Origin of the sequence: Aminobacter sp. BA135 (assembly GCF_050859125.1) — a bacterium.
Classification (GTDB): Bacteria; Pseudomonadota; Alphaproteobacteria; order Rhizobiales; family Rhizobiaceae; genus Aminobacter; species Aminobacter ciceronei.
Map to the genome: position 1 here is coordinate 5,112,449 of NZ_CP139572.1, position 21,721 is coordinate 5,134,169.

Genomic DNA, 21,721 nt, shown 5'->3' on the forward strand with positions numbered 1-21,721 from the left:
CTGCAGAATGTGCAGTCTGGAACTGCAATTTGTCGTCGGATTCGAACAGTGACAACCGCTATTGTTATCGACTGCCTGAAAGGCCAATCGGCGCATAGGCCTGTGTTGCTCGGCTTCGCGCCGGCAGACGTTCTTTATCGCTTGAGCTTTGCCGACATCCTCGATGAGGATAGCCGCCGCGGGTATCAACGTCCTTTCAACGACCGTCACAGCCAGGACTTTCGGCGCTACATCAAGGAACCCGAAAGTTCGACGATCCCGCTGACGCTGAACCTGCGGCCGGCCTTAAATGACGAATGGCGGATCGAAGAGCTTCCGGACGGTCGCATTCGCTTGGAGATCTCGGCCGGCGCCCAGAAGATCATGGCACAGGTCGACTGCCAGCACCGCCTCGGTCACCTGGGCGACCTGCCGATTCCCCTCCCATTCATGTGCTTTATCGAGCTTTCCGAGCGCGAGGAAATGGAGGTCTTCAGCATCATCAACAGCAAAGCCAAGGGACTGAGCACCAGTCTGCTCGACTACCACGAAGCACAACTTGCCGAGGATCTGGCCCTCGAACGTCCCGAGCTTTTCATTGCATTCAAGCTGAACAACCAAGAAGACTCGCCGTGGCATCGGCGCCTGAACCTAGGCGGCAAGACGACCTCCGGACTGAAAAGGATCGTTTCGCTGCGAATGATGCAGCAAGCCATCCACGCGTTCCTGAAGGCGACCAAACTGTCTTCGAAGGACTCGGTCGAGGAAGCGCTGCGTATCGTGCTGGATTTCTGGCGTGCGGTTGGCGTGGTGCTCCCGCAGGAGTGGGCCAGTCCACGCAAGCATATGCTGACAAAGGGTGTGGGGGTCTATGCGCTTTTTCGCATCGCGGCGGATATTGTCAACGAATGCCGCGACGCTGGACGATCATGTGACAAGCGGGCGTTCATCACCGCACTTTCTGATTTCGCCGGAACGATCGATTGGTCCACCTCCGGCCCCCTCAAGGGCTTTGGCGGCCAAGGCGGCGTCAAGCAGGCGGTAGAATTTATTCGCGAAGTTCGGAAGCGCGCTCGTTATAAGGTGGTCAATGGCTAACAAGAATATTCTGCTGATCGAGCCCGGCTACAAGAATAAGTATCCACCGCTCGGCCTTATGAAAATTGCCCAATATCATGGACCGCGAGGGAAACGAGATCGCGTCCGATTCATCAAAGGGGAAGATCGCTCAGTTCTGAACCAGGCGTGGGACCGAATTTACATCACGACACTTTTCTCTTTCGAGTACCCGAAGATTGCGCAGACGATCGATTTCGCGCTGGAGGTTGCCAACGGTCAAGCCGACAAAGTTTTCGTCGGCGGGATTGCCGCCTCATTGATGCACGAGCGCTTCATTGAGGAGAGACGCTGGCAGGGCATACGCTTCATCAAAGGGCTGCTTTCGGATCCGCCGGCCGTTGCGCTCCAGTTGGATGAGTTCTCAGAGGAGCTTTACGCCGAGGACACCGGTGGCCGCCCGATCGAGGATCTGGTCCCCGACTACGGCATCCTCGATCAGATCGACTACAAGTATCCGGTTCGTGATGCCTACTTCGCGTACACCTCCCGCGGCTGTATTCGAAAATGTCACTTCTGCGGAGTGCCAAAACTGGAGGGCGCGCAGCGGGACACGGAGTCACTGACGGCGCTCATTAAGGCCATCGACGCGCTCTACGGTCCGAAGAAGGACCTGACCCTTATGGACAACAATGTCGTCGCAAGCCCGCGCTTCAAGGAGATCATCGCCGAAATCCGCGATCTCGGGTTCACGCCAGGCGCCAAGCTCCAGCGCGAAGGGATGCGGGTGCCTGTCCAGCGCCGGGTCGACTTTAATCAGGGTGTTGATGCCCGGATCCTCTGCAAGGATCCCATGTACCTGCGCGAACTGGCGACCATCTGCCTCAAGCCGCTGAGGATCGCGTTTGACCATCTCGGTGTGAGGAAGCCGTACGAACAGGCGGTGCGGTACGCCGCCGAATACGGCCTCACCGAGCTCTCGAACTACATGCTCTATAACTTCCATGACAACCCTGCGGACTTGTTTGAGCGGATGCGGCTCAACGTGACTCTCAACGAGGAGTTAGGCGTACGCATCTGGTCGTTTCCAATGCGCTTCCAGCCGACCGACCGGCCCGACCGTGGTCACATCGGCAGCAAGTGGACCCGTTACCAGCTCCGCTCGATGCAGCTCATCCTGCAGGCGACCCACGGCATCGTCAGCGGCGAACCCACCTTTTTTAAGCGGGCCTTCGGCAACACGTTCGAGGAGTACGAGCGTATCCTGGCTCTCCCGCACGACTTCATCTTCAATCGCGATTGGTACGAACGTTTCGATCCCGAGGAGCGGCTCGCTGCGTACCGGGCCGAGTTCAACAGGCTCGATGGCTATGAACGACGCGAGCTGCTGGAGTTACTGTCGTCGTGCGATCCTCGACAGTTTGCGGGGCTGGCGGAGCAGGCCACAACGGCGGCACTGAAGCGGGTTCTTCGCTTCTACGTGCCAGTGCCTAAAGACGAACTGTTTGCAATTTGGGCGAAGCAGAAGGAGCTTACCAGGGGCGAGCCAACTGCCGAAACAGGTCTGGCGGAGGATGAACGGGTCGAGGACGCAGGCCTTGACCATGAAGAACCGGAGCCCTCGCCGGTCTGCAAATCGAAGACGCAGGAAGGGATCGCCGCATGAACGCGACGGCTGCAATCAAGCTCGCCCGGGCGGCGTCAACAAGTCGCGGGACGGCCGAACGCCACGAGTTGCCGGAGATCGTGATCGGCAAGGATGTTCTCGAGCTCGTCTCGAGCGCGATGTACGTCGACCCTATGACCGTGTACCGCGAATACATTCAGAACGCAGCTGACGCGGTCGATGCGGCTCGCGCGGCTGGCCAGCTCGCTGCCAGCGAGCTTGGCCGTGTCGAGATTTCGGTAGAGCCTGGTAGCCGGACGGTCCGAATTCGAGACAACGGCTGCGGCGTTCCTTTCCAGGAATTCGGTCGCAAGTTGACCGCACTTGGTGGCAGTGCCAAGCGTGGGACACCGGCCCGTGGATTTCGCGGCGTAGGCCGGCTCGCAGGGCTCGCATACGCGCAGGAGCTGATCTTCCGTTCGCGCGTTCCGGGTGAGGCCAAAATTTCCGAACTGCGTTGGGATTGCCGCCAACTGAAGGTAGCTCTGCGCGCATTGGAAGAGGATACAGGTATCGCGGAGCTGATCCGCCAAGTGACCACGCTGCAACGCGTCGAAATCTCCGACGCACCGGAGCGATTTTTCGAAGTTGAAATGAGGGGCATTGTCAGACTGCGGAACGATCGCTTGATGAGCCCGACGGCGATTGGCGACTATCTGAGCCAGGTCGCTCCCCTGCCGTTCTCACCAGATTTCCGTTTCGGCGGGCAAATCACCGACGCACTTTCACGTCATTTGGGTCTCGGTGTGTTGGACATTCGCATCGACGGCGCCGAAGAGCCGCTTTGTCGTCCGCACCGCGATCGATTTGTTTTGGACAACAAGGCGGATATTACCTTCGATGATGTGACCCTAATCGAAATACCCGGCATCGACGGCGTCGTCGCGGCCGTCGGCTGGGTGCTGCATCACGAGTACGAAGGGGCGGTGCCGACCGGAACGCTTGTGAAAGGTCTCCGGCTTCGCGCCGGCAACGTCCAGGTCGGTGACCACACGCTTCTTGAAGATCTGTTTCCGGAACCGCGGTTCAACGTCTGGTCTGTGGGCGAGGTGCACGTGCTCGACAGGAAGGTCGTCCCGAACGGGCGGCGTGATCATTTCGAACAGAACGCGCACTACCACAATCTGTTGAACCATCTCACACCGACTGCCCGAGACATTGCTCGGCGCTGTCGGACGAGTTCGGTACGCAGAAAATGGGCGCGGGAATTCGACCTGCAGGCCCAATCAGCCGAGGACACGCTGTCGGTTATCAGCCAAGGCGGTGTCAGCGCGGCGGAACGGGAACGCCTCGCACTCTTGACCGATCAGATGCTGTTGCGCCTTACCAAGATAGCGAGCATGGACATACTAAAAGACGCTGCGGATACGCATGCTGCCGCGATTGGAAGAATTCGTGCTCGACTTGGCGAACTGATGGAGGACCTTTCCCCGGTAGCCAGTCCTCTGATGCGCCTCCCGCCGAAGCAGCGGGCAATTTACCAGAACTTTTTTGATCTAGTGTATGAATGCTCTGCAAATCGGGTTGCAGCCAAGTCTCTGATTGATCGAATGATGATGCGCCTTGATCAGTAGTTAGGTGGCGCCAGTTCGAAGGCGCTACGTCCCTCGGTCGAGCTCGACCCGAAGGATGTCTTGGTTCTCTTGTTTGCCTTCCACGTTCTCGTGTCCTAACGACACTGGGCGCTGACAAGGTGATCTGCGGTGGAAAGACCTGTCAAGTCGGCCTCGATTAACGAAAATAGGTCAACCGGCGTTAGAATATCTCGACGCGTCTGGTCGAGCCGAAACCAATCGTTGAGTTTTCGCCAGCCCTCTACTTGGAAAGCCAGCTGGTCGATCGTATGACGAGGTGCTTCCAGAAGGCGGCCGGGGAGGGCGGATGCTGACGATCTACCAATCGCGCCAACGTGCGCACCAATGTTGATACCGGTCGAGGTCGAACCGGCTGAGGGTTTCATCGCTCGTGCGCAGGTCGCGCTCGCCGATTCGAAGACGCATGTGTACGTAGATACCTCGCTGCTCATGTGGTTAGCGGCTGTTGGCCCTTCATCGCGCGCGGTGTTCATTGACTGGGCGTCCACGCTGAACGGGCGCATCCACGTCCCGGCGTGGAGTGTCCACGAGTTTTACCGCCATCACCAGCGCAAGACACAGGTCAACGAGATTGCCGAGAAGTGCTCGGCCGTCGAGAAAGCTCTGAAGGACCTAAAATCCCTTATGCGCGTATATGCCGACGGACCCCTGGTGCCAGACAAGCCAGAGATGTCCTTTGTCGGCGACCTTGAAGCCGCGGCCGCAAATGTCGAAAGCGCGATGAGGATCGCGCAAGGCTGGAACTACGAGGCAGCCGCTTTCGAGGTTATCAAATGGATGAACACTCATGCATTGGCGGCGACGCGTGCCTTCGATGCATTCGCGAGCCTTAAGCAACGCGGTGGTGCACGCTACGGCCACGAGGTGCCGCCAGGCTTCGAGGATGGGCATAAGGTCACCAACCGTTTCGGGGACCTGATTTTCTGGGAGGACGTCATTGCCGACGCCAGCACAAGGGCGGCAGCCACCGTCGTCGTGCTGACGCGTGACCGGAAGGAGGATTGGTTCTCCTCGGGGCTAGAACGAGAGCCTTCCGAGGACCTTCGCCGACTAAGGGGGAGGTGGAATCCGGTTCCCGTCCCGCATCCCATGCTCACCCTAGAGATGCGTACCACTGCCAACGCCGCCCTCATACTACTTGACGAACTGTATATGGGCGGAGTGATGTGGCTGGCTGACAAGAACCGCTTCGGCCGGCTTGCAGCCGTCACGTTTGGAATGGATCTTGCGCGTCTAGAGGCAGCAACCCGCCCTCCACCAGGCATCGCCGAAAGGGCAGCGAAACGCGATGCCGTCGACACCCTCGGACTTTTAGAGGCCAACCGTATAATCAAGGCCGCGCGAGCGGATGAGGATAGGGCGGCGGTGCTTAAGACCATCGCTGATCTCCAGGGCCAAGCGCCGGAAGTCGAAGCCACAATTGACAGCTTCACCGCCGAAAGCATCTCGGCAATGGACCCGGCTGACCTCACTGTGCTCGCGAAGCGACTTTACGACAACGCCCACCTCGGGCCTTCGGCCGCAGCGACCCTCGCTCGGCGCCTGCTCGACGGAATCGATAAGGTGAATTCACTTCATGCATCGGCAATCGTCGGAGGCATGCTCGTGGCCGCCTACTTCGAGGAAGGGGTCGCACGCGCCACGCCCGTCGGCCAGCTCCTTCAGGAACTGCTGGAATGGCGTGTAGACAAGGGTGTCGATCGAACCATCGGCGCTGTGTCGCGCGAACTCAAGCGCGTGCGATCACCGGCGCTCTACCGTCCATCCGCCTCCACGGATTGGATCGACGTCCGCATCGACGCCTCAGAGTCTGTCACAACAACTCCCGTAGCTGTCGGCCAGATCTACGTGGGACCGCAAGGTGTACTTACCGATCCTCCCATCCAGCCTGAACTCGCGCTCTCCAAAATGTTAGGCGGCGCAAAAAAGGCCACTGTTTCTGAGCTTGTCTCAGTGATTGGGCGTCATCACGGGATCCCGCTCTCCATACTACGAGTTGTTGATGCAGAAGGAGACGAGGAGCGGACCATCCTCTCTAGCACCGGCGTCGATCGGTTCGAACCCTTAAGACAACCCAAACGAGTTGAGGACGAGCCCTTGCCCGAGAACGCCCCCATGGCCAATGCAGACGCCCAGCCCGTGGCGGAAGTCACGATCGACGTTGATCCGGGTGGTGGTGTTGCGCCGGTCGAAACTGTTTCAGCGGCCGAAGCTCCACGCGCAGCCCGCCCGCCAACCGCGAAACATCCTGGTGGCGAGACCGACGAAGTGCCGGATGAGGACGATGATCTCGTTGACAACGATGACCTGACCGACGGAGAGGACCTAGAATGACCGAAACTATTGTCCCCTTCGAGCCGCGCTTTGGGGCCTTCGTGATCGAATCTCTGACCTTCGGAATGTATGGAGAGAGTCGAAACGCTATCCGCGAGTATGTTCAAAACGGCTTCGATTCGCTTCGCCAAGCCATTGAAGACGGGCTTATCCAACCAGACGAGGCCCGTGTGGATGTGGAGATGGACGCCGACCGCAAGGGGCTTACTATCCTTGACAATGGCGGCGGCCTCCGGACGGAGAACGCTGCAAGTGTGCTTGCGGCGATCGGCGCCTCTAACAAAGACTACCGCAACAATGCGGGTTTCCGCGGCATTGGCCGACTCGCCGGCATCGTCTTCTGTGACAAGCTGATCTTTACAACAAAGGCGCCGGGTCAAAAGCAGTATACGAAGGTCGTCTTCGACGCCGCGATGCTCCGTGCAAAGTTGTCTCCGGATGGGACCTACGAGAAGGACGCTGCCGAGACGCTCGCAGAATGCGTCACCGCTACACGCCACGACGCGGAGGACACAAATAAGCACTATTTTAAGGTCCGGCTGGAGGGACTCTATAACCCGCCAGACGAGTGCCTGGACGTAGATGCCATGCGAACCTACCTTAGTCAGGTTGCGCCGCTTCCATACGACCCCGCATTTCAGTTCGCGGAGCAGATCCAGCAGAGAGCAAGGGATGCGGGCTTCAACCTCGAGAGCATTCGCCTTTTCGTGAAGGACGGCGAGGGACTGCCAGTCGAGCTTTTCAAGCCCTACGTCGACACGCTTGCCGTGAAGCACACACGTGCTCCAATGACCGGGGTCGATTACCCTGTCTCTCCCACAGGCCGGTGGTGGGGTTGGACGAGCAGGAAACGTGCATCGGGTGCCGTCAAGGATCCCTGGAAAGGCATCCGTGTGCGCATTCGCAACATTCAAATCGACGATACCAAAGTCATGCGGGAAATCTTTGCCGAGTCACATCTCGTCGACACACCGCGCTCCTCCTACTCAAGATTCGCCGACTGGTATGTCGGCGAGATCTTTGTTGACCCAAGGGCTGCGATTCCGAACGCCCGTCGAGACGGGTTTGAGGAGAACCAGGCATGGGAGAGTATGCGCAACGAACTCGATGAGAAGATTGCAACGCCGCTAGGCAAGCAAGCCTACCGGACGTCGAAAGCCAATCAGCTTTCCGTCGAGAACATCACCAAGGCGCTAACGGCGCTGGGTGAAGCGGTCGCTCTGCTCGAAGTGGAGGACGCTCCCACTGCTGCAATTGTCGAACCCCTTATGGAGGAAACAGCATTGCTTCGGAAACGGATCGCATCCGCGATCACGATCGCCGAACCGGAAGAGATTAACGCGCTCGAGGCGCTAGCTGTGAGGCGCGGTGAGTTACAGCGGCGGCTCGAGATAATTTACGCCAAGGTGCCTGCCCACTCGTGCGACGAGGAGATCGGGCAGGCAATCGAGGATACAATGGGGCTGCTGTACAAGGCATTTCGGGAGCGACTGGCCCCGCACGAGTGGCAGCGGGTCAAGGCAATCGTTTCTGAGATCACAGGTGTACGATCCGATTGATGTCGGCAGCGGATTAGCTGGGATCGGGTCAGCAATTTCCAGACATCTACATGTCGCCACGTAAATTCGTTGCGCCTGCTAGCCAGGGTCCAGCACGAAGCAAACGTTTGCACTGGTCCGAGATGGCGGCTGGCCTATGGTTCAGTTGCCTCATCACTTTTCTCACCGGGTCTGACGAGAATTTGTATCCGGCGCTTGGGGCTTCTCCCGCCATACGGCTTGCCCTTCCTATCAAACCCGGCCTTCTCAAGCGTGCTCAGCATCCGTGCATTGTCGGTACGTGCTGTCGCGAACAAGCCTCGGCCTGCTGCAAGACGGATCGCTTCGTCCACCAACTGGTGGGACAGGCCTTTGCCTTGCGCCTTCAGCGTTACGAACACATAGCCGAGTTCGAAAGGAAATGCCTTCGCGTCGATGTTGAACCCCGCCTTCTCGCTGATGCGCTCTCTGTAACTCGCGAGAGGATTCTTGAGCGCCGCGATGCCCTTGGGACCCCGCCCTGCGAAAACGAGCGCTTCCGCTTGCTTGACGTTTTTGGCGACAACAGCCTCGCCCACTTCTCCACCCTCGTGCACAAGGCGCGTGAAGGTGGCGCGGCGCTTCGGGGTAAACTTGCCAGGTTTGCCCGAACTGAGCTTCTCAGTCATGCCGGAACTCCAGTCTCGCGGTCGAGCGCGCCTAAAAGATACGCGTCAACGCATTCATAGTGCCAGTTGGTCCGGGTGCTCGTCATGAACCGCACGGCTCGCCCGTTCCCGATCTGCGGCTCGCTCGCCGAATTGTAGAAGACAATGCGCGGTCCCTGGTTGCCGCCCGTGAGACGGTCGAACAGCGGAAGGTAGTCTTTGCCGCCGAAGAATAGGACCGGCTCCGTCTTGCCTTGCGGCAGCATCGAAAAATCCTGACAGCGTTCGCTTTTGCGCCTGCGCTTGTACGCATTCGCATGCGCCGTGAAAGTGATGTCGTAGCAGGGCGTAAGAAACGCCGCCGCGATAAGGCCCCATCCCGCCGACAGGATGAACAGGTTCGAGACGCCGACCTTCGCCGCGAGCCTCCGGTAGGCTTCGTTCTGGTAGAGTTCGAACGCCGGCAGCAGACATAGCGGGTTCCCCTTCGGGTTCCGATTATAGGCGACAAGCTCCTCCCGCCATGTGCGCCCGCTCTTCGCTACATCGTCAGGCCGCGCAAACAGCACGCCGCCCAGAGCAGGCGCCGCCGCGGGGTCGGCCACGAACACGACGCGCCGTCCGTCGCTGGTCCTAAGGTATCCAGCATCCGACCTCTTGCGCGCCGCACATTGGATCACGACGATCATGCAGTCTGTCCCATCACCAGCACCTGGTCTTCGAGGCAGCTCAGGAAATTGCGGTCATACATCTCATCGACGTGATTGGAATTCCATAGGCCCGATTTCCTCACCCTTTCCCTATCGCAATGATGCCCGAGCCAGCCTGCCGATGGCATGTCAGCCGCCTGCCTCCCGTAGTTGCTGAGGAGCGCGATAGCGTTGCGCTCGATATAGCCGCGGAGGCTACCGGGTCCCGGCTCGTCATTGACGCCCATCGACACGAGCGGCATCGCGCCGATGAACCGACTCACCTCGCGTTCGAGCGCAAGCTCGGCCGCCCGGATTTTAGGGTTCGCCGACTTCTCAACATCCCAGGTCGCGCAGGCATGCCCGTTGCGGGCGATGAGTGCCGTCCCGACGATCAGGCGGAAGATTGATCCGCGGTGATTGCCGCCACCGCTCTGCGCCTGGCCCCGATGCTGCGAAAGGCGCGTCCACAGCTTCGTGCCTGAGTTCGGTCTGAGCGCATGCGTGCCGACCCTGACGACGCGCGGACCCGCTCCGGTATCCGAACGGACCTCGCCGTCCTCCATGAAGAAATACACGCCGCGCTGTGGCCAGTCGAGCCTGCCGCTGCCGCTCGCAAGGGTTCTTGCACCGCCCGGGCAAGTGCTGAGCCGGTCGATTGCAGAATAAAACCTCTTTAGATCTTCGATGCGCTGCGAATCCATCCTTTGATCATACCCCGCAGCGCAGCAGTCTCACATCTTCGATTGATGCGAAACTCCTCCTTTATGTTGCCTATGTTGCCGTTGTACGGCGATGCGGCCGTCCAGCAGCCTCAGGCCGGCTGCGCAGCTAGTCTTCTGTCTCGACATCGCCGCTTTGCTGGATTGAAAACTCTGGCATGATGTCGCCCGCCAGCAGCTTCTCCTTGCTCAGCAATCCGGCATCCTCGAGCGCCTCGAAATCCGGCAGGTCGCGCAGCGTGTCGAGCCCGAACTCCAGCAGGAATTCTTTTGTCGTCACATAGGTGTAGGGCGCGCCCGCCGTCGGGCTACGCGGACCGGAAGCGATCAGGCCGGCACCGCGCAGATGACCAATAAAATCGCGACTGATCTCCTTGCCGAAGAAAGACGACAGTTCGGCGCGGGTGATCGGCTGGAAGTAGCCGATGCACATCAGCACCAAAACCTCCGACTGCGTAAGGTCGGCCGTCTTCCCATTTCCACCTACAGCAGCGCGGATGGCGTCTGCATAGGCAGGCCGGGTCAAATGTTTCCAGCCGCCGGCGACCGAAACCAGATCGTAAGGGCGGCCGCGCAGCTCCTCGCGGATGTCGTCGATGAGAAGATCAATGCTGCAGCTTTTCCCGACGATGCGGGCGAGCATTTCGCGGTCGACCGGCTCGCTAGCGGCGAAGATCGTTGCTTCGACCCGGTGCATCCATTCACGCCAACGCGCTTCCGGCGGCAGATGATCCAGTTCCCGGTCAAACAGCTGGTCAGCTGATCGACGGTCATCTGGCCGGCTCCCTCCTCGCCTACGTGCACTCTCCGCCATTGTCTTCACAGCCCGTAGATGCGGAAGGTGGCGCGGCCGGACAGCTCGCGGACGGCGCCGAGCTCGACCAGCCGGTCGAACAGGCGGCGCAATCCGCGGTCGCTCATGCCAGCGATGTTTTCCGAGGCAACGATCGCGTCGTCAGAGAGCAGCTTTTCGACAACACTATCCGCCGCCTTGGCCCGGAGTTTCGGCGCAACCGCAAGCAGCCGGTCCGCGCGGCGCTCGAGTTCGGCGAAAAGATCAATGGCGCGCAGCGCAGCGCGCGCCTGCGCGGCCAGCAGGCTTTTGGCCCAATCGGCTTCCGTTTCGGCGCCGGCAGCCAGAGCGGCAGTCACTGGTCGACGCGCCCGGCCCGTACCCACAACGAAGGTCGCTTCGGCGCCCAACAAAGGGATTGCATGTGTCCAGCCTAGCCGCTGCGCGAGCAAGACATCGGCAAGCCAGGCTCCGAGAACGCGCCGGAAGCCGTAACGCTCCGCGGCCGCGAAGGCCCCGACCAGCGTTTCGACCTTGCCGGTGTTGGCGGCAAGCTGTCGCAGATCGTCCGTCAGATCGCTGACCGCCTCATCGTTGAGCGTGAGACCTAGATCTTCCAGCACCGCCGCGACATTTTTCTCCGTCAGCAGATCGTCCGCTGGGCGAGATGCCAGCCGCCGCCAAGCAAGAAGGAAAAGGCCGGCGGGACCGACATTGTCGCCCGGTCTTGTGAGCAATACGGCATCGCGCAAGGCAGCTTCGTCCTCGACGCGGCCGGCCTGCTTTGCCGTTGCCGCGGCGGCCGAAAGCGCCAGCCGCTGCCGCCAGGCGCCGGCCCACCGCTCCTGCCGGCGGACCACAGCATCGAGCGCGGCGATGGCGGCGCCGGCGGCGAACGCGACGTCGTCAACATCTTTTCCCGCAAGGCCTTGCGCATCAGGGACGGACCGGCGCAGCCAAGTCGGGACGGGGACCGGTGGAGTAACGGCTACCGCGCCAAGAAGCGTGCCGGGGTGGCGCGAGAGAGATTTGGGGCGCAGAATCATCGAAAGCACGATGAATCACGGCGGCGCTTTTAGCAACAAAAATGGACAAAAAGCGCTGCACCTGTCATGCCGACGAAACGAATGATAATCTTGCATTATCAGCCGTTTAAATCGTCACGATATCCATACCTCTAAGTAAGCCGGCTAACCATGCAGCTCTCGACGGAGCGCGCTTTCTGCTGCGCGGACGAAGATTCCGTGCAGCCATGTCACGAAACACTCGGCCCGCTCCTCTGCCGCCCGATGGTCCATGAAACCCCCTCCCCGCGCATGATCCCGGACACCTCCTTTCCGATGTACCGATCAAGCACCGGCCTCCATGGCACGAGCGTGAACTCGCGCGACTTATCGATCACGGCATATTTGCCGCTGGCAAGCTCGACCGATCGGCGCAGCGTGCCTTCTATTCGTTCTCCAGGCTGCGCTTCGGCATACGAGAGACCGAGCTGATCCGACAGCTGGCCGGCGACACGGTTCAGCTCGCGCTGGCGCAGGATCGAAATCATGTTGGCACGATAGACGACCCGGTCCTGTTCTTCGTGCGCGAGGCCTTGCGCGATCAGCCACTGCCGCCGACGGGCATGCGCCTCCCGCACCTCATGCCCGAAGCCTGAGTTGCGCAACGGCTCCGGTCTCTCGGCAACCAGGTTCCGGTCGAGCCAGGTGGCGCCTTCGAAGCTGACTTGGCGTTCCAGCGGCATTGATGAGAGCTTCTCGACTATCACAGGCTCGACCCTGGCCCGCAGGCGCTCGTATTCCGCGACACGATCGAGATGATCCGGCGCGATGATCCAGGTGCCATTCGGCTCGCGCTCCACGCCGCCGGTGGAGCGCCGGATCGCCTCCAGCCGGCGGATATGCGTCTCGGCAAAGCTTTCGGTGGCGAACGCATCATGCTTGAGGTGCATATCGACGCTGTAACGGCCGCCGTGTGCGGTAGCGATGTCGGCGATTGTACGGTCGACTTGCCTGGGCTTGGTATCCCTCGACGTGACACGCACGATGCAGCCGTCGGGCGTCGGTTCTGTCAACTCGCCTTTGCCGATGTCTATCCAATGGCTTTTGCCGTCAACGCCGTCGACGATGAGGTAATGCCGATCGTTGATTTCGTCGGCGAGCCCGCGCGCGACGAGGCGGCCGACGACCGGTGGGGAGGGCTCTTCACGTCGATCGTGGACAAGGTAATCGGCGGCACTGCGAGCGAGCCCCTTGCCAGTCAGTTCGCGGTGCATGGTCTTGATGATGTCGCCGCGTTCGCCGGTGCGGCGCAGCGTGGCTTCCAGCTCATCATCCAGGCGCCAGCGGACCGGGTCGACCTCCTCGGCTAAGCCCATCCGCTCGAGCTTGCGCAGACGGCCTTGATGCAGCGTCTGGCGAAAGGCGTCGCGGCCGTCCGTAGAAACAAGTCGGTCCTCATCGCGCATGCGCAGCAGCTGCCGGTCGATGCTGGTGAAGCGTTCCTGCTCCATTTCCTGGCGCAAGCGCTGTTCAATCTCGCGGTCGGTGCGGGGACCGAGGTCGAGGCTCACCAGTTCGGCCGCCCGTTCGCGGATGCCGCTCGAAATATACTCCCGCGCGATGACGAGGTTTTCGCCGCGATCATCCTTGCCGCGGACAATGATATGGGTGTGCGGATGGCCGGTGTTGAAATGGTCGACGGCAACCCAGTCGAGCCTGGTGCCGAGATCCTCCTCCATCTGCGCCATGAGCCGCCGCGTCAGCGGCTTGAGGTCGTCATACTCAATGCCGTCTTCCGGTGCGACGATAAAGCGGAATTGATGCCGGTCGCTATCCGCGCGATCGACGAAGGCCTTACTGTCGATGCGATCACTGCCGGGGCCATAGAGTTTGCCGGGTTCGCCTTCCCTGGTGACGCCATCGCGCTGGATGTAGCGCAGATGCGCACGCGCCCCGTCCGCACCCTTGCCGGCCAGCTTCACAATCCGCGCCTTGACCATCACCCGCCGCTGCCGGAAGGCGGCATACCGGTCGCGTGACTTGAGCAGCGCGGCCGCCGCCCCGCCGCGGCCTGTCCGGCTCCCCGTGAAGCGACCGCCGTGCTGGAGGCGGCCGCCGGCTCGGTTGATCGCTGCCTTGACCTGGCCGGCATAGCGCTTGCCTGCATTCGAGCCGCGCGAGCCGATCTTGCCGAGCTTCGGCCTGAACTCATCGTCCTGCATATCAGCCTCCGGGCAAATTCAAGCGAAACCTGAGTCTCGCTGGCCCACCCTCCTGGCGCCGCCGGCAGCCTCCGGCAAAAACGATGTGCAGACAAAGGCCTCGCCGCCTCATGGAGGCGGTGCCTTTATCTTGCCTTACGCGCCCCTCGCCTTAAGCGTCCCCGGCCCCTCCCGGATGCCCTCAACAACGCTAGCCATTGTGCTTCCTTGGCCGCGCGCGATCCCTGCCGAGCGGCACGAAAAGGCCGCCATTCGTTTCACCGGCGCGAACACCGTCGCGAAGGAAGAACAAAGAGCGTCCGGAGGGAGCGTTCCGCCCCTTTGAAGTTGTGGATTGGCCTTTGAATTCGTTCATGTCGGCCGCCGAAATCCCCGTCGCCTCAAGCTGTTTCAGATAGGCAACGGTCTCTTTCGGCAGCGGCCTTCGAAGCTTCAAATGGCCTTGATAGCGCTCGGGTCCAGCGTTGTAGGCGGCAAACAGGCCGGGGAATCCGAAACGCTTATACATGGCGCTGAGATAGGCGGTTCCGGCCAAGATGTTGTCGCGCGGATCGTGCGGGTCGGCTCCCAGACCGTGCTCGACGCGCATCTCCTGATAGGTGCCGGGCATCACCTGCATGAGGCCCATGGCGCCGGCGCGGGAGGTGATGGGACGGCCATCGAGGACGGTCTTGCCGCGGCTTTCGGCATCGATGACGGCGCAAATCCAGGCCTGGGGAATGTGGAAGCGTGCGCTTGCTTCCGATACGAAGTGCTGCCATCGTTGCAGCTGCGGACTTTGGGAGATGACGGCTGGCTCAGCGCCGGTCGAGGCGGAACAGGCGCATGGCGCGACGGCGATCATGCCGAGCATCAGGAGGGTCATTCGGTCCATAGCGGCACCAGCCTCCCGATGATGTTTTCGGCCGGCACCGGCCCGAAATATCGACTGTCGAAGGAGTGATTTTTCTCGTTGCCGAGCAGGAAAACCTCGTCATGGGCGAGCGCTCGGCAGCCGTTCCACCAGGGCAGCGGACGGCCTTGCGTGTCGATTTTGAGCCGACGGGCGACGATCTCGCCGCCGATGATGATGGCATTACTAAAGGCGCAGACATGCTCGTCCGGCAGCGCGGCGAGACGCTTCACCAGCGGTATATTGCGAGGCAGATAGCCGCGTTGGTCGGCGAGATAGGCAACGAAGCCAGGCGGGCGGGCGAGCACAAGATCGCCGCGCGCAGGCGTGCCAGACCCAACGCGATAGAGACCGACCGGCGCGCTAGCCGAGGCGTTCCAGACCAGCAAGGGAGACGGCTTTGGGAGCGCCGTGAAGCCTGTCAGGCTCAGGCCAATCGCGGCGATGGCGATTGCCTTGCGCGCCCGAACGCGCCGCAAACGGCTGCCGATCAGATGGATGGAAGGCCGCCGGCTCATGAGCGGTCTCCCTCGTCGGCTGAGCCGGAACCGCCCTTGTCATCGTCGGAGCCAGGTTCTGGCGGGCGGCCTTTCGACCAGTCGTCGAGTTCGTCGATGTGGTAGCGGACATAGCGGCCGTGCTTGCGGTATTTCGGGCCGCCGCCGGTCAGCCGCATCTTTTCCAGGGTGCGCTGGGACAGGCCGATATAGAAGGCAGCCTGCGCGGTGTTCAGAAACGGACTGCCCTTCTTGGCGCGGGCCGCGCGGTCGTTTTCGTCGTCCATGATGGTCCTCGTTTCGCTTCGGACAAGCGACCGCGAGGATCGGCGAACGAGGTCGTCGTGGGGACGGGCGAAGAGTCGGGTGGGAGTTTTCGCCGCCCCTTCGGGCGAGCGTCGGCGGGAAACCCCCGCGCCGAGTTGCGGCGCGAGGGCTTGAGCCGGCCGGTCAGTCGGCCGGGTTCCAGATGACGGCGTAGGTGTCTTGATCGTCTTGGCCGGCGGCGCGGCCGAGATTGGCGTAGAGCTTGCGCGGACCGAACTCCGGTGCGGCGATGGACAAGCTCACATAGTCGTTGCCGGAAGTCTCCCCGGTTCGGATCCAGCCGGCGCCGACCTCCACGCCCTGCGTCAGCACCCGGAAGTCGGGATGGTTGTCGGCGGACTTGCTCCGATTGGGCACGATGTCGATGTCGGCGCGGACGCTGAGTGTCCTGAGCTGGCCTTTGTAGCTGCCGTTTTCCTGCTTGTTGACGTAACCGATCGCGGTCATTTTCCTGTCTCCTTTTGCTGTCGCCGGGGACCATTCCCCTGCGATGGCGGACCGTGATGGGCGCGTCCGGACCGCCCGAACCCCGCAGGGCCGCAGCGGCAGCGAAGGACCCGAGCGGGCAGCTTTTTTGAAGCGAAGCGCGCGCGAGGAAGCCGCGTCATGCGGCGGGGAAAAAAGCTGGTGGCGAGGGTTTCGGGCGGGCTGGAACCGCCCATAGGTCAATGAGCCAGCCGCAGGGGAATGGTCCTCAAGACGTGTGGGGACAGGTCGCGTGATCGGGTGAGCACAACAAGCGATCGGAACGCGTGCGGCGGGTTCCGCGCGCTCAACACCGTGCCGAATCGATAAATGTGCCCGTGCACCGGGAGCCCCAGCAGGCATCTCGGCGTGGTAATCGAGCACTGACAAGGGCGAGCTTTGGCGGCCGGATGTTGTTGCCGGAAGGGGGTCCAAGGGGCGGAACGTGCAGCCAACGCGCCCCGGAGAGGCGCCAACCCGCGGCTATCGACGAGCCGCCTCGGCATGGCGGACTCATTCGAGGGTAACAGCGACCGGGCCTTGGCCCATTGATCGGCGGTCGGAAGCCGCCGCGTTTCGTGTGTTTTCGGTTGGGAACTTGGTCGAATCCGCGCCAGCAGGTTCCATTGGAGCGAAACCGATCGTCTCGGCGTGATCGAGGAATTCGACCACATTGATACCGATGGCCTTCGCGAGGTCCGCCTGGCTGAGACCAGACGCTTTTCTTTTATCGACGCGGACATACCCGGGTGATCGGCCAGCCGCCATCCGCCAAGGTTAGGTCGTTCCTAGCGGCGCGGCGGGCACGGCTGAGCCGCGTCCGAAGTCGACGAGGAAAGGGTATTGCTCCCCCGATTTCCGAAGAAGGCCACTGGTCGCAATTGCCCCTGTGGGCCGTGGCGATCTTTTGGTCGCGCTTGCGACATTCTTGTCAGCCTTCGGGACACAACAATGTTTTCGGATAGGCGCGCACGAGGGGGCAAATCAAGGAATCTCAATCATGCAAACGCCGTGACGCCCAGCCGGACTCGATCCTCACGGCGTGGAGACCGGCGCGCCGTGCTGAAGAGCTCGAAGGTGTCAAAGGCCTTCCTCGACAGGGGGAGCAGCAACAGCGCGATCGTAGGCGCGACGGCCGCGTCTTCGCAGATCGCAGCCTGCGCACGCAATTACACGCTAGAGACAAAGCCTTACGCGGTCGATGCCGGCGTGCGGCAATGCATCGGCTCGGCCCGTCCGGAACGGTTTTCGTCTTCCCTAGCCGGTGCGGAAGTTCTGACTACTCCGACAGTATAGCACCTTTGCGGTCCGGGTGACCAAGCGATTGTGCGGCGCGCGCCGTCTCGGTCAAGGCACGGCGCCCTGCTCAAGCCGACAGGGCTTCGGCAAAAGATAGTCCGATTCGGTGCCCCCAAATGAAATGGCATAGCGCTTGCTGTTATCCGTTAGAGCCCATCAAAGCACGTCGAAAGCGATGAACAGAACCCTGGCAAAAACGCGAAGTTCCATACCAGCGCCCAAGGAGACCGTGCACGTTTGCGCCGAACGTCCCCTCCAGACGTCCCTGCTCCGGTATCTGATTTGCGATGGCTGGTTCGAGACTGACGGAGCCGTGGCGCTCGCCCAATTGTCGCTTACCCGCCTCCGGCAGGAGGATGCCTTTTTGGAACACGGCGTCGACCAAGTGCGGCCTCTCGGTCTCAGGACTGTCGCCGACGCGATCAACGTGCATCAGGCGACGGTAAGCCGGGTGACGTCGAACACATACATGCAGACCCCCCGCGAAGTGTTCGAACTGAAGTATTTTTTCACCGTCGCGAGCGCGTCCTCCCAAGGTGGCGACGCGCGGTCCCCCCGAAGCTGTCCGCCATCGGATCATGGCGACAATCGCCGACGAATCGCAAGATGACGTGCTTTCCGACGACGACATCGTCGTCCGGCCCAAGGAAAGGGCGATCGATTTGCACGCCGCACCGTCACAAAAAATCGCGAAGCGATGAACATCCCCTCGTCCGTGCAATGCCGCAGGGAATGGCGCTTCTGGCGTTAATGCGGGTCAACGCAGCCACCCGAGTTTACAGCACATCCAAACTGGAGACCCTGTTGATGACCGAATCCGCTACGGGCTTCATGGACGGAGTTCTGCATGACCCAGAACAGCCAGATCAACGGTCTGGTCCCGCATGGGGTGCAGTCATTTCGCTTGCCTTAGGCACCTTCGGGCTTGTGACGGCAGAGTTTCTGCCTGCCTCCGTGCTGACGCCGCTCGCACATGATCTCTCTATCACCGAGGGTGCAGTTGGACAGGCGCTGACAACGACCGCCATCGTGGGGGCGATCTCGGCGCCGACGATGGCCGTCATCACAAGGCCCCTGGACCGCAGGATTGTCATATGGGCGATGACGCTGCTGCTGATCCTGTCGAACGTTCTATCGGCCGTCGCGGGGTCGCTGCCGGTTCTCCTGGCCGCCCGCGTCGTGCTCGGCATAGCGCTCGGAGGGTTCTGGTCGATTTCGGCAGCGCTGGCGATGCGGCTCGTTCCAAGTCACCTCCTGCGGCGCGCCATGTCGATCATCCTCACCGGCGTTACCGGCGCTACCGTTTGCGCGGCTCCAATCGGCGCCTATGTCGGCGACATCTGGGGATGGCGAACCGCCTTCATGATCGCTGCAGTCGTCGGCGCCGTTACGCTGGTAGTGCAACTCATAACCATTCCGAGGCTGCCTCCGATTGGAGTGACGAGCTTCCGCAGTCTGCTGGATGTGGCCAAGAATCCGATGATCAAAGTCGCGATCTTGGTCGTCCTGTTGGTCGCTTCCGGGCATTTCGCCAGCTTCACCTATATCCGCGCCTTCCTTGAGAAGTTTCCCGCGCTTGATATCGAGACGATCTCGCTCGTGTTGCTCGCCTTTGGCATCGGCGGCTTCTTCGGCAATTTGGCCGGCGCATTCCTGGCCGAGCACAGCCTCAAGGCAGCCGCGGCGCTGCCGCCCCTGCTCATAGCGATGGCCACTGTCTCGCTGCTGACGCTGGGAGCATCGGCTTGGGCCACGGCGATTGCGGTTACCGTATGGGGCTTTGCCTTCGGCGCGGTGCCGGTGGGACTGCAGACATGGATGGTGCTGCACGCCGCTCCCGAACAGGCCGAAAGCGCCGGTGGGCTGATGGCCGCAACGTTCCAGGTGGCCATCGCAGCGGGCGCGATTTTCGGCGGACTGCTGATGGACAATGCCGGCGTCGCCAGTGCCCTTGCGTACAGCGCCGTTGCCTCGTTCCTCGCCGCCCTGACAGTGTTCTTGCTCGGCCCGAAGCGCGAACCTCAGACCACCTGACAGAGAGGCCATCAGTGCAGCGCGGGAAAGATGCAATCATCAGCCGCGCTGTGCGATCCTACGCACGATTTTTGGCGGTTGCAGGCCTCGTCTCCGGGTGATCGGACGCTGTTGTCCGGTCGATTTCGACCGGCGGGGGCGTTTCGAATGATGGTGCCGACGAGAGAAACTAAGAGAGTGCCGAACCGGACCGCCTCGCCGTCGACCGCTCTGGCACGGCGACAATGTCGCTGCAGTGTAGGTATAACCACCTGAATTTTGAAAGATCCTCCAACAGGCGAGAACACGCTACGTGGCCACACGGCCGCTGCTAACCGTCAGAGCGTGCGGTCTATGCAGCTTTGTCTTGCGGCGAGCATCGGGCGGATCGCGCGCCTGATCTCTTACATGAAGCTCGGGGCCGAATATGCCCCGCGGCTTCTGATTCGGCCCGAAATAGTAGGATCGTTCGGCGATATCGTAGTTGTATTCACCAACTGTGATCCAGCCGCGATTGAACGTCGACAGACCCGCGCGGCGGCTTTCCAGCGGCGGAATCTCAAGCGCCGCCTGCCCTTGGTAAGGCGGCTTACCGGAATTCGGCAGGACGACGAGATGAGTTATCTCACGCTCAGGATCCCCGCAATTCGGTGCGGCGCATGGCGAAAACCTTCAGCCTCGCACAGCTTGCGGTAAAAGTACTTCTTCCACTTCACGTTTTTGGTGTTGCCGGCTGCCAGCGTGGGGAAACACGTGGCACGCGTCATGCAAAATCATCGAATTTGCGTCAGACCCAATTTTACACGCCGGTTCGCACCCGTATGAGGCGCTGAGTAAATCGAGACTAAGACCAGGAGTGCCCGCGACTTCACATGCGGGATGCCTCCTGCAACATTATCTGCCGCATCCAGATGCTTGCCGGATCACTGTTGTGAAGGGTGGGCCATTGGACGGCCTCGGTGAACGTGGGTAGTGGCCGCGGAAGTTCGATGATCCGCAGGGGAAAGGTTTTTTTGAAATGCTGAACCAGCCGGAAGGGCATGGTCGCTATACGAGCTGTGCCTGAGACCATCGGCGGAATCATGCTAAAGGCCTGCACGACGATCTCGACACGTCTCTTGAGACCATGCTCAAGCAAAAACTGTTCCTCGATGGAGGGCATCTGGGCACCGCCGACCCTGAACGCAATGTGCTTCATCGATACGTATCTCTCGAATGTAAGCTGCCGTGGCAACTCCTTGTTCGTGGGGCAGCCCACGCACACGAATGTCTCGTCGAACAGCGCCGCTCTTGGATGGGCGCTTGACATGAAAAATTCCGGAAGAATCAGAAAATCGACGTCACCGCGCCGGAGAAGCTCATCGGGGTCGTGGTCGAGCGGCCGCAATTCGAAGCTGACGGCGGGTGCTTCGCGTGCAACCCGCTCCACGACCTTTTCAAAAAACACGAGTGTGGCGAAATCGGAAAGAATGATCCTGAAGCGGCGATCGGATTGAGCCGGATTAAACGGATCCCAAGAAATAATCGAGCATTGGATGTGCAAGAGTGCGCCACGAACCGCGGGAGCGAGTGTTTCCGCACGCGGGGTTAGAACACGTTCGCGGCCGCTCATCGTAAACAGTTCATCGTTGAAATAGTTGCGCAGCCGGGCGACGGCCGCGCTCATGGCCGGCTGACTAAGGTTGATGCTGCTTGCCGCCGCCGTGAGGTTGCGCGCGGTCAGCAGTGCGTCGAGCACGACGAGAAGGTTCAGATCAAGGCCTTTGAAACGCATGCCTCATCTGTCCGTAACGTGGTTGTTTGTCATCGTGACCATTATGGGCGCTCGTTTACGGTCCCACTCAGAGGTGTTGTGTCCCGACCTGCCGCCCGCGCGCGTGGAGGACGTGCTCGTCGTAGTTATGGGGATAGCGCGGCCGATGAGCGAATGGCCGACCGGTACAACAGTCGATCGGATAGGTCCGGAGCTATGAAACATGTCGA

Annotated in this window: 18 protein-coding genes and 2 pseudogenes; 8 read left to right on the forward strand and 12 right to left on the reverse strand. The window is 61.1% G+C overall.

The features are described from left to right. The first annotated feature begins 48 nt into the window (after positions 1-48). From SLT36_RS24840 to SLT36_RS24860, 5 genes are all read left to right on the forward strand, one after another. Positions 49-1,077 (forward strand): DGQHR domain-containing protein, encoded by a 1,029-nt coding sequence (locus SLT36_RS24840; protein ID WP_143974455.1) that lies wholly within the window; start codon positions 49-51, stop codon positions 1,075-1,077. Beyond that, positions 1,070-2,701 (forward strand): radical SAM protein, encoded by a 1,632-nt coding sequence (locus SLT36_RS24845; protein WP_143974454.1) that lies wholly within the window; start codon positions 1,070-1,072, stop codon positions 2,699-2,701. Before SLT36_RS24840 ends, SLT36_RS24845 begins: the two co-directional genes overlap by 8 nt. Then, positions 2,698-4,275, forward strand: a complete 1,578-nt coding sequence (locus SLT36_RS24850) for an ATP-binding protein (protein WP_143974452.1) — start codon at positions 2,698-2,700, stop codon at positions 4,273-4,275. The genes SLT36_RS24845 and SLT36_RS24850 overlap by 4 nt, the downstream gene beginning before the upstream one ends. Positions 4,276-4,620: 345 nt before the next feature. Beyond that, positions 4,621-6,630: a PIN-like domain-containing protein gene (locus tag SLT36_RS24855; protein ID WP_143974451.1), complete on the forward strand. Its 2,010-nt coding sequence runs from the start codon at positions 4,621-4,623 to the stop codon at positions 6,628-6,630. Then, positions 6,627-8,189 carry an ATP-binding protein gene (locus SLT36_RS24860; protein ID WP_143974449.1) on the forward strand — a complete coding sequence of 521 codons (1,563 nt, stop codon included), beginning with the start codon at positions 6,627-6,629 and terminating at the stop codon, positions 8,187-8,189. Before SLT36_RS24855 ends, SLT36_RS24860 begins: the two co-directional genes overlap by 4 nt. A 134-nt stretch (positions 8,190-8,323) precedes the next feature. Here the strand turns inward: SLT36_RS24860 and SLT36_RS24865 are convergent, their stop codons facing one another. From SLT36_RS24865 to SLT36_RS24910, 10 genes are all read right to left on the reverse strand, one after another. Beyond that, on the reverse strand, positions 8,324-8,836 hold the full coding sequence (locus tag SLT36_RS24865; RefSeq protein ID WP_143974447.1) for a GNAT family N-acetyltransferase: 513 nt from the start codon (positions 8,834-8,836) through the stop codon (positions 8,324-8,326). After that, the gene (locus SLT36_RS24870) at positions 8,833-9,504 is read right to left on the reverse strand and encodes a hypothetical protein (protein WP_143974446.1); all 672 of its coding nucleotides are present in this window, start codon (positions 9,502-9,504) and stop codon (positions 8,833-8,835) included. Before SLT36_RS24870 ends, SLT36_RS24865 begins: the two co-directional genes overlap by 4 nt. Then, entirely contained in the window at positions 9,501-10,208 is a 708-nt protein-coding gene (locus SLT36_RS24875) for a hypothetical protein (RefSeq protein WP_143974444.1), read from the reverse strand. The genes SLT36_RS24870 and SLT36_RS24875 overlap by 4 nt, the downstream gene beginning before the upstream one ends. Before the next feature lie 127 nt (positions 10,209-10,335). Further along, positions 10,336-11,040, reverse strand: a complete 705-nt coding sequence (scpB, locus tag SLT36_RS24880; RefSeq protein ID WP_143974442.1) for an SMC-Scp complex subunit ScpB — start codon at positions 11,038-11,040, stop codon at positions 10,336-10,338. 5 nt (positions 11,041-11,045) lie between these two features. After that, on the reverse strand, positions 11,046-12,065 hold the full coding sequence (locus tag SLT36_RS24885) for a DUF1403 family protein (RefSeq protein ID WP_143974441.1): 1,020 nt from the start codon (positions 12,063-12,065) through the stop codon (positions 11,046-11,048). Positions 12,066-12,274: 209 nt separating this feature from the next. Continuing rightward, entirely contained in the window at positions 12,275-14,245 is a 1,971-nt protein-coding gene (gene rlxS / locus SLT36_RS24890) for a relaxase/mobilization nuclease RlxS (RefSeq protein ID WP_027056361.1), read from the reverse strand. A 190-nt stretch (positions 14,246-14,435) separates the two neighbouring features. Next, positions 14,436-15,119: a lytic transglycosylase domain-containing protein gene (locus tag SLT36_RS24895; RefSeq protein WP_109671992.1), complete on the reverse strand. Its 684-nt coding sequence runs from the start codon at positions 15,117-15,119 to the stop codon at positions 14,436-14,438. Next, positions 15,107-15,655, reverse strand: coding sequence for a S26 family signal peptidase (locus SLT36_RS24900; protein ID WP_027056363.1), 549 nt, complete (start codon positions 15,653-15,655; stop codon positions 15,107-15,109). The genes SLT36_RS24895 and SLT36_RS24900 overlap by 13 nt, the downstream gene beginning before the upstream one ends. Beyond that, complete coding sequence (locus tag SLT36_RS24905; RefSeq protein ID WP_069091175.1) at positions 15,652-15,921, reverse strand: helix-turn-helix transcriptional regulator; 270 nt, start codon at positions 15,919-15,921, stop codon at positions 15,652-15,654. The genes SLT36_RS24900 and SLT36_RS24905 overlap by 4 nt, the downstream gene beginning before the upstream one ends. Before the next feature lie 163 nt (positions 15,922-16,084). After that, positions 16,085-16,408 (reverse strand): DUF736 domain-containing protein, encoded by a 324-nt coding sequence (locus SLT36_RS24910; RefSeq protein ID WP_006328923.1) that lies wholly within the window; start codon positions 16,406-16,408, stop codon positions 16,085-16,087. 1,492 nt (positions 16,409-17,900) lie between these two features. Here SLT36_RS24910 and SLT36_RS24915 point away from each other — a divergent pair. Both SLT36_RS24915 and SLT36_RS24920 read left to right on the forward strand, forming a co-directional pair. Then, positions 17,901-18,476: pseudogene (locus SLT36_RS24915) on the forward strand (hypothetical protein). A gap of 56 nt (positions 18,477-18,532) precedes the next feature. Beyond that, on the forward strand, positions 18,533-19,759 hold the full coding sequence (locus tag SLT36_RS24920; protein WP_027056366.1) for an MFS transporter: 1,227 nt from the start codon (positions 18,533-18,535) through the stop codon (positions 19,757-19,759). Positions 19,760-20,380: 621 nt separating this feature from the next. On the opposite strand, the pseudogene SLT36_RS24925 reads toward SLT36_RS24920, so the two are convergent. Next, positions 20,381-20,496, reverse strand: a pseudogene (locus tag SLT36_RS24925) (nitrogen fixation protein NifQ); the annotation flags it as partial. A 110-nt stretch (positions 20,497-20,606) separates the two neighbouring features. Then, entirely contained in the window at positions 20,607-21,512 is a 906-nt protein-coding gene (locus tag SLT36_RS24930) for a LysR family transcriptional regulator (protein WP_027056367.1), read from the reverse strand. A gap of 43 nt (positions 21,513-21,555) precedes the next feature. Here SLT36_RS24930 and SLT36_RS24935 point away from each other — a divergent pair, with 43 nt between their 5' ends. Then, entirely contained in the window at positions 21,556-21,711 is a 156-nt protein-coding gene (locus tag SLT36_RS24935) for a hypothetical protein (RefSeq protein WP_272481108.1), read from the forward strand. The last annotated feature ends 10 nt before the right edge of the window (positions 21,712-21,721 follow it).

Excerpts from the sequence above, each read along its gene's own strand:
- SLT36_RS24845 (WP_143974454.1), top strand. The coding sequence starts at position 1,070 with ATGGCTAACAAGAATATTCTGCTGATCGAGCCCGGCTACAAGAATAAG.
- SLT36_RS24850 (WP_143974452.1), top strand. The coding sequence starts at position 2,698 with ATGAACGCGACGGCTGCAATCAAGCTCGCCCGGGCGGCGTCAACAAGT.
- SLT36_RS24855 (WP_143974451.1), top strand. The coding sequence starts at position 4,621 with ATGTTGATACCGGTCGAGGTCGAACCGGCTGAGGGTTTCATCGCTCGT.
- SLT36_RS24860 (WP_143974449.1), top strand. The coding sequence starts at position 6,627 with ATGACCGAAACTATTGTCCCCTTCGAGCCGCGCTTTGGGGCCTTCGTG.
- SLT36_RS24865 (WP_143974447.1), bottom strand. The coding sequence starts at position 8,836 with ATGACTGAGAAGCTCAGTTCGGGCAAACCTGGCAAGTTTACCCCGAAG.
- SLT36_RS24870 (WP_143974446.1), bottom strand. The coding sequence starts at position 9,504 with ATGATCGTCGTGATCCAATGTGCGGCGCGCAAGAGGTCGGATGCTGGA.
- SLT36_RS24875 (WP_143974444.1), bottom strand. The coding sequence starts at position 10,208 with ATGGATTCGCAGCGCATCGAAGATCTAAAGAGGTTTTATTCTGCAATC.
- scpB (WP_143974442.1), bottom strand. The coding sequence starts at position 11,040 with ATGGCGGAGAGTGCACGTAGGCGAGGAGGGAGCCGGCCAGATGACCGT.
- SLT36_RS24885 (WP_143974441.1), bottom strand. The coding sequence starts at position 12,065 with ATGATTCTGCGCCCCAAATCTCTCTCGCGCCACCCCGGCACGCTTCTT.
- rlxS (WP_027056361.1), bottom strand. The coding sequence starts at position 14,245 with ATGCAGGACGATGAGTTCAGGCCGAAGCTCGGCAAGATCGGCTCGCGC.
- SLT36_RS24895 (WP_109671992.1), bottom strand. The coding sequence starts at position 15,119 with ATGGACCGAATGACCCTCCTGATGCTCGGCATGATCGCCGTCGCGCCA.
- SLT36_RS24900 (WP_027056363.1), bottom strand. The coding sequence starts at position 15,655 with ATGAGCCGGCGGCCTTCCATCCATCTGATCGGCAGCCGTTTGCGGCGC.
- SLT36_RS24905 (WP_069091175.1), bottom strand. The coding sequence starts at position 15,921 with ATGGACGACGAAAACGACCGCGCGGCCCGCGCCAAGAAGGGCAGTCCG.
- SLT36_RS24910 (WP_006328923.1), bottom strand. The coding sequence starts at position 16,408 with ATGACCGCGATCGGTTACGTCAACAAGCAGGAAAACGGCAGCTACAAA.
- SLT36_RS24920 (WP_027056366.1), top strand. The coding sequence starts at position 18,533 with ATGACCGAATCCGCTACGGGCTTCATGGACGGAGTTCTGCATGACCCA.
- SLT36_RS24930 (WP_027056367.1), bottom strand. The coding sequence starts at position 21,512 with ATGCGTTTCAAAGGCCTTGATCTGAACCTTCTCGTCGTGCTCGACGCA.
- SLT36_RS24935 (WP_272481108.1), top strand. The coding sequence starts at position 21,556 with ATGGGCGCTCGTTTACGGTCCCACTCAGAGGTGTTGTGTCCCGACCTG.